6 protein-coding genes are annotated in these 7534 nt (G+C 68.0%); 2 read left to right on the forward strand and 4 right to left on the reverse strand.

Annotated features, from left to right (window positions below):
- Positions 1 to 631: 631 nt before the first annotated feature.
- Positions 632 to 1186: a telomere-protecting terminal protein Tpg gene (tpg, locus tag ACWGIF_RS33345; RefSeq protein ID WP_453503113.1), complete on the reverse strand. Its 555-nt coding sequence runs from the start codon at positions 1184 to 1186 to the stop codon at positions 632 to 634.
- A gap of 240 nt (positions 1187 to 1426) precedes the next feature.
- Between tpg and ACWGIF_RS33350 the strand changes: the two genes are divergently transcribed.
- On the forward strand, positions 1427 to 2161 hold the full coding sequence (locus ACWGIF_RS33350) for a ParA family protein (protein WP_453503115.1): 735 nt from the start codon (positions 1427 to 1429) through the stop codon (positions 2159 to 2161).
- Positions 2161 to 2907, forward strand: a complete 747-nt coding sequence (locus ACWGIF_RS33355; protein WP_453503117.1) for a hypothetical protein — start codon at positions 2161 to 2163, stop codon at positions 2905 to 2907. Before ACWGIF_RS33350 ends, ACWGIF_RS33355 begins: the two co-directional genes overlap by 1 nt.
- Positions 2908 to 3083: 176 nt before the next feature.
- On the opposite strand, the gene ACWGIF_RS33360 is transcribed toward ACWGIF_RS33355, so the two are convergent.
- From ACWGIF_RS33360 to ACWGIF_RS33370, 3 genes are all read right to left on the reverse strand, one after another.
- A complete protein-coding gene (locus ACWGIF_RS33360; RefSeq protein WP_453503118.1) occupies positions 3084 to 5267 on the reverse strand; it encodes a hypothetical protein in 2184 nt (727 codons plus the stop codon).
- The gene (locus ACWGIF_RS33365) at positions 5264 to 6334 is read right to left on the reverse strand and encodes a hypothetical protein (RefSeq protein ID WP_453503120.1); all 1071 of its coding nucleotides are present in this window, start codon (positions 6332 to 6334) and stop codon (positions 5264 to 5266) included. The genes ACWGIF_RS33360 and ACWGIF_RS33365 overlap by 4 nt, the downstream gene beginning before the upstream one ends.
- A 9-nt stretch (positions 6335 to 6343) precedes the next feature.
- Positions 6344 to 7534 (reverse strand): hypothetical protein (locus ACWGIF_RS33370; RefSeq protein WP_453503121.1); only part of this gene is annotated, 1191 nt, incomplete at its 5' end.

Here is a 7534-nt window from a genome sequence, read left to right on the forward strand (position 1 = left end):
GCCCCACCAGGCCCCCAACCCCAATGACATGAACCCGCACCAACCAGTGACACCAACCCCGTACTTCACACCAGGCAAGGGCCGGATCGGAGGGCGCGTGAGCCGAAGCACGATGGGTGTCACTTGGGAACGCAGCGAGCTGATCGCTTAGGGCTCATGAAGCACGCTGGTTGTCAGCAACGAGGCAGGCTGCTTGTCACCGGCGCACCGCGCGCGTCGTGGCCCTCCGTCCTACTGTCAAGGCATGACTAGCTACGCCACGGCTCTGAGCTCCCAATCCCAGTGCAAACCGTCCTTCCGTGATGACTACGTTGCCGGACTCGTTGGCGTTGGCGACGTTCATGCCGTCAAATGGCCTGACCCCCAAGGTGGAACCTGGGACGAGACGGAAACGATGTGCGGTCGGCCGACGCGGGGGATGGAGCAACAGGAGCACACCGACCCTGCTCAATGGCCCCAGCCCAGATGGACCAGTAAGGCTTGCGATGGGTGCAGCAAGGCCGTGCAGACCTCCCATACCGAGTGAAACCTTCGGTCGCCCGGACAATCTTGGTGACAACAAGTCTGCCTTTGTGACAACTATCGCGCTTCGGCTCAGCGCGCGACCGTCATCGGGGGCGCACAGCCCTGTTCAGAACGAGACGTCGAAGTAGTCGATGTCCGTGAACTCGACTTCCAGGCCCTGGGCGCGGGTACCGCCATCCTTGAAGTAGATCTCTTGCAGTCCCTCGGCAACGATCTGTCGCATCTGCTGATCGCCCGCGCCCGCTGCGCGGGCGTCAAAGAGGCGCTTGGCGTAGAGGGGTGGAAGGTGAACGGTCAGACGGCGCATCCGGCCGTCGTCGGTACTGCCGACGGGCGCGGTGTAGCCGAACCGGGCCCGCGTCTCCACCGTGATGCCGGTGCTGATCGCGGCTTCCTTGCGCCGACGGGCGCGCACCACGGGCTGCCAGCGGGCGCGTACGGCTGTGTCGATGCGGTCCGCGACGGCCTTGGGCGGGGTCTTGCGGTCGCCCTTGCGGTAGCGCTCCACCGACCGCTGACTGACGCCCAGCTCCTCGGCGACGGCCCTGGTCGTCTTGAGCTGCTTCAGCAGGAAGTTGATCCGCCCCTTCAGCGTCTTGGGCGGATCCTTGGTGAACGCCTCCTGGTCCGCACGGCCCAGGGCATCATCGATCTCCCCCACCAATCATCCCTTCGTACCTCAGGTCAGGCAGCATCCGCCCCTGTTGGGGCCGACCTACGAGCGGGCAGCCGCCCTGGGCAGGCCCCTGTTGGGGCCGGCCTACGAGCGGACGGCCCGCCCTGGGTGACGGGCTCTCGGGCGGGGCGTCATATCTCGGCGACGCTGATGAGACAGACTACTTTTCGTACACCGAAGTAGCCGGGCCGTCTGCGGTCCGGTGAAGCGAACGGAAGGCCTTCGATGGCAAAGATCCATGTGGTCGCGAACCGCAAGGGTGGCGTGGGGAAGTCTTTGATCTCCCTGAACCTGGGCGCGGTCTGCGCCGATGTCGCGGGTCCGCGGGGCGACGGGAGTCCGTCGGTCGCGGTCGCGTCCGCCGACCCCCAGGGGACGTCCCTGTGGCGGGCGGCGCGGCTGGTCGAGCAGCCCTTCGACGTCCTCGACATCTCCGGGGATCTGGAGAACATCCAGCTCCTCAAGAAACTCCCCTACAGCCACATTTTCGTGGACACCCCTGGGTGGGCGGAGATCACGCCGGAGCAGTACGAGGCCGGTGAGGATCCCCTGGGTGACGACCGGTACGGGCGGCTGCTGAGCGCGCTTCTGGGGCAGGCGGACGACGTCATCGTGCCGATCCTGACCGAGCCCGACTCCTTTGAGCCGACGTGGCAGACGATCGAGTGGGTGCTCAGGCCGCGTGGGCTGGCCTACCAGGTGGTCATCAACAACTGGCCGCCGGCCGAGGGGCAGGCGTACGTCGACGGCACCCGCGCGTTCTGCGAGAGCCACGGCTGGCCGGTGGCCCGGACGGTGATCCGCCGGTACCGCGTCCACACCAACGCCACCCGCGTGGTCACCCAGTACAACAACAACCGGGTGGAGCTCCAGGCCCGCGAGGACTTCTACCGCTTCGCCCTGGAACACGGGCTTCGCGGGGCCGGGAACCGGCTGGACGAGATCGAGGCGGGTGTCTGATGGCCGGGACACGCACGAGCATCGCCGAGCAGTTCAGCCGGACCGCGGTGGGCACCGGGGTGGCGCCGGAGAAGCAGACCGTCCAGCCACAGCGACAGGCAGCCGAACCTGAACTCCCGGTCTTCCGCGCGCCCGAGAGCCAGGACCGGGCCGAGCGTCTGGCCCACTGCCAGGGCGCCATCACCTACGCCGATGCGTGGGCCCAGGCGGCGACCGAAGGGATCCAGCAGCAGTACCTGCTGATGACCAGCGGCGCCTACGAACTCGTCCGCGAGGAACGGCTCTGGGAGGACAGCGGCATGGCGTCCTTCGACGCCTGGGGCAAGGCGCTCAACGGCCACGGCGCCGACTACATGAACAAGGTCATCCGGATCGGCCCGGTCGTACGGGCGCTGGCACCGGTGACCAAGCGGCAGCTCCAGGAGAAGCCACTGCGCCCACTGGTGTCGGTGCAGCGGGACCACGGTGACGATGCCACGCGCGCATGCTGGAAAGAGGCGGAGCGAATCGGTGACTTGACCTCTCAGGGGTTCCTGAAGGCGGCAGTCAAGCTCGGCTTCAAGGTCGAGGTCGAGGCCCCACAACGCACGCCAGCCGCCGTGATCGACCCGGCCAAGCTCAGCCTCACCGCGCTGCGCCGGCTCAGCAACAGCGATCCGAGCCGTGCCATCGAGGCCTGCCGCGAGATGATGGAGGAGCTGACCGCACTCCGAGCAGAACTTGAGCAGCGGCGGCAGAACGCCTAAGAGCCCAAGAAAGACCCCGGGCCTTCGCGTCACCCTGACGGGAAGACCCCGGGTCTTCGCGTCACCCTGACGGGAAGACCCGGGGTCTTCCATCGGCACCACCCGCAACGCAAAGAGGCCAGGTACCCCCGGATTCGGAAGTACCTGGCCTCTTGTGGTGTTGCGGAGCGCGAGCGTCAGTTGCGCGGAAGCTGCTCGCCGGTCTCCGCGTCGTACGCGATGCCAGTGGGCGACAAGCGGATCGTGCGAAGGGTTCCCCTGGTCCCTTCCTTCCAGGTCTTCCCGCCGATCTCTATCTGGACCGTCACATCGGCGAGGTGGTCGCTGACCGGCAACTCCAGCTCAGGAGGCTTGGTGTACCGGTCGTCTTCTCGCGTGCTGACGGCAGTCTTCCCCGAGGCTTCAAGGCCCAGGTAGTTGGCGTTCGATTCAAAGGGCGCGCTCAGTTCTACGATCACCCGGTCCCGATCCTTGGTCCATCGAGCGATCACGTCCGCGTCAACCTCGTCGACCGTCAGGCTGGCACCTGACTTGCCTTTGTAGGCGGCTGCCTTCTGCTGCTGCTCCTCATGCTTGGTGTCGCTTTCCGCCTTCTGCCATACGCCGGCGGTGGTGAGGGCCAGGGCCGCGATCACAGCCACGTAGGGCCAGGTACGGCGGCGCTTCCGCACAGGCTGTCCGTTGTCCAGGTCCGGCGCAGACGTGGGCGCGGGTGTGGAGAGCGGGGGCCCGTGGTGCTCTGCCTGTGGCGTGCTGGCGTCGGGTTCCCTGTCCCACCACTCGACCTCTTTGCCCATGCGGGTGACGGTAGCGCGTAGCTGGGTGGCCGTGTCGGGGCTTCCGCCCAGCTCTGCGACCTTGGCTCGGGTTGAAAGCCACGACAGAGCTTGGTCGGAGTTGATTCCGTAGGAGCGGATGTCCTGGCGTTCACCGATGACGGCGAGTTCGGCGGCCTCGTTGTACCGGCCTTCGCGCGCGGCCTGGACGACGTCGTGATGCCGGCTGTCGATGACGGTGGGAGGCATGTCCCAGTCCCAGCCGTCGATATCTTCGCGCCGGCTGTCTCGCTCCGCGGGGGCCAGCGCGTACTCCCCCGAGGCGTAGTCGGCATCCTTCTCTTCTACCTCGGTCTCTGCTTCGGTCTCTGCTTCGGTCTCTGCTTCGGTCTCTGCCTCGGTCTCCTCGGTCAGGATCTGCTGCGCTTGACGCCGCCGGGTGGAGGTGTCGGTAAGGCGGGCCTCGTCGTCGCTGAGGATGGTTTCGACGATGTCGACGTAGCTGGGGCCGATCTTCCACACGGCCTGTCCGGGGTTGAGATTGGGAATCTCGTTGACGGCCCAGTCGGGCAGGCCCAGCAGCGCGCCAACGATTCCGGCTTCTTCGGCATTCAGGCGTCCGACGTGGGCGACCTCGCACAGCCGCGCCAGGTCCTGCGCCTTGCCGTCGCCGAGGTCGGAGAGCGTGTGCATCAGCACGTCCAGGGACAGCCCCGCCTTGCGCGAGTTCTTCAGCAGTCGCTGAATCAGCTCGCTCGTGGCGGGGGAGAGCAGGATCTGCCAAGCCTCTTCAAGGACCAGGTGGCGGTGGACGGCAGTCGACTGGGGCAGCCACACGTGCTCGGCCCAGCACGACACCGCGGCCATGAGGCTGGGAATGGCGGGGCTGTTGCGGTCGAGGCGGGAGAAATCAAAACTGAGGATCGGCAGGTCGGTCGGGGGAAGACTCGCGTCCTGGCCGTCGAACAGCCCGCGTAGTGAGCCCTCTGTGTACCGGGACAGCGCGATCGCCACGTCCTCCCCCCACACTTCCAGTTTCGCCGCGGGCCACCTGCCGTCCTGAGGACGCACCAGGATGTCGACCAGGCCGTTCAGCGACGTCGCTTTGGGGTGGTTGAGAGCGTGCTGCAGAGCGTGGGTGGACTGGGGGGTGAGTGCGCTTGGCTCCACCGCTGCGATCAGCGAGCGGATCAGCTGCTCGCGCACCTCAGGCGGGAGCAGGACCGAGCACGGGTTAAGCGTGAACTCGCCGGCCCGAATGACCTGGCCGCCGAGGGAGTGGGCTAGGGCCCCCCATTCCCCGGCGTTGTCCTCACCGAAGGAGTCGATCACGACGGCCTGGTGGTCGTGGTGCAGGATCTCCCGGCGGACGCGGACCTTGCCCGTGGTGCTCTTGCCGGAACCCAAGCCACCCAAGGCCAGACTGTTGGTGGAGGGCAGTACCGAGGTCTCGGCGAGGACAGGCGAGAGGTGGAATGCACGTCCGTCCAGCAGCGACCGACCGACCGGGATCCCAGGGAAGCGGGCGTTGGAGGCGACCAGGGGCGCCGTGATCGCGGCGTGACTGGAGGGCAGGCGGATCACAGGATCGCCCCTTTCCGGGTGGAGACCCCGTGCGGGGTGGTCATCACGTGGGCGCGGTGCTGCTGGCCCGCGAGCCAGTCGAGACGCATGCGGTGGCGGTCCGCGACGAGAGCGGCGTTCCATCGGGCGTCGGTGACAGCCTCGGGGCTGTCGCCCCACACCGTGAGGTAGGCGTCGAGGTCCACGAGGGTCGCGCCCTGGACGAGCGCGCCGCGCCGGCTGTCGCTGGCGGTGGCTTGTGCTTCCTGCTTGATCTTGTCTGTGGTAAACGCCTCGCTCGCGGCTTCCTGCCACTTCGCCGAGCGGCGGGACTGGCCTGCGGGCAGCGGCCGGTACAGGACGGACAGGGACCGCTCGGTGTCCTGGCCCAGGAGCAGTTTGGCCATGAGGTCTCCGCCGGTTTCGTCGGGCCACCCCGTGATCCGTGCGGTTGTCGCGTACCGGTCGTCGTCCAGGGCGACCCAGCCGGGGCCGCGCTTAATGACCGCCGGGATCGGGTCCGGGTCCACCGGTGTCAGGGCTCCCAGAGCGGCGAATTCCCCTTCGAGGGTGTCCAGGACACGGGCGGGGTGGCCCACCAGGCCTTTGGGGACGTGGACGGAGATGGTCTGCGTGTGGGCGGTGTGTTCGCCCACGGCGGCGTGGTGGGTGACGTGGACCTGGATGCCAGCGGTGCGTGCCTGGCCGCCGGCGAACGTGAGGGCGCGGGAGAACGCGTCGTGGAACGCGGCCCTGCGCCGCGAGTCCTGCATGGTGCCGTGCTCCGGGTACAGCGCCCAGGTCGTGGTGGCACCGGTCCGGGCGGTCAGGTCGGGTGCGGTGCGCTCGCGCAGGTGCCGGTAGCCGACGGTGGCCCACCGGCCGAGCGAGCGGGGCCCCGGGGCCAGGTTGAGCAGTGCGGCGGCCGCCCCCACGGCGCCGAACGTCCAGAGCGGCGGTGGGGCGATCATCGCCGCCATCAGGACGGCGCTCCCGACCCCGGCGTTCGCCTTCGTCAGCAGGGTCTCTGCGGGGCTGAGTCCGCGCTGAATGGCGGGAAGACGATAGCCGGGGGTCAGGGAGTACACAGCAGCCTCCTATGGGGTGCTTGATGGGGGTGGTGTCCCGTGGGTGGGGGGCGGAGTGGGGATGAGTGCCGGTCGTGGCGGCCGACTCCCCGAGGTTGGGCCGGCAGTGGGGTTGGTTGTCTGGGCGGCGGCAGCCCGCGCTTGTCGGCGGGCCTCAAGGAGCCGTTGGTTGCGCGGAGCCTCGGTCTGCACTTTGTCGATCGCAGACTTGGTGGTGAGCTGTGCCGAGCGCGCCCGCTGCTTGATGCCGTAGGCCGCGAGCAGCACCCCGCGGTCCTGGTGCACGGCGCGGCCCGGGGTGTTGACGGGGCGGGGTCTCCGGGGGGTGTTCTGCTGCTCGTAGACGGTGGGGCTGCCGGCCCTGACGAGGGCGTGCGCCAGGGGGTGGGTGGTCCGGCTTTCCACGTAGCCCCGTACGGCGCCCGCGATCCTGGGGCCGAAGTACGGGATGCCGTGGAAGATCATCCGCAGCATCAGGACGTCTGCGGCGATCAGCAGGACGGCGTCCATCACCAGCGAGCCCTTGACGATCGAGACGAACGGGCTGACAAGGATCAGGGCGAACGGGGCGAGGATCAGCCCGAGCAGCCGCATCGCCCACGTCTTCACCGCGGACAGGTCGCCGCCGCGGGCCAGGGACGCCAGCACCAGCGGTGCCATGCACACGAACACCAGGATGCCGAGGCTGCGCGTCATGAACACCAGCGTCGCGAACGCCAACGCGACGACCAGTGCCGCGGTGATGATCAGGATCGCCAACGGGTTGCCGGAGTCCGCCCCGTGCGCCAGGTCTTCTCTGATCGTGGCGAACAGGGTCGACTCGTTGCTGTCGAACATGGTCGTGAACGAGGCGCTGACGGCCTGGTTCAGCAGTAGCACCACGCCCGGGACCGAGGCCATGCCGGCGACGGCCGCGAGCGTCCATCCGGTGGAGGCGCCCAACTGCTTGAGGCGGGGTGCGCCCTGCCATGCGGTCAGGGCGCACACAACGACCACGCAGATGAAAATGGCGACGGCCAGATGCTGGCCGAGCCACAGGAACTGGCTGTAAAGCCAGCTATCGGCCGTCTCCGGCGCCCAAGAATCCTTGGGCGCCAGAAGACCATCGATCTTTTTGATCAGGTAGTCGGCGAGGTCTTTGACGTGGTCGGATGCGCCTTCCGTCAGCCCGCCACCGCCGCTTTCGGGGCCGGGCCGGCC

The sequence above is a fragment of the Streptomyces sp. NPDC054849 genome (assembly GCF_053610945.1).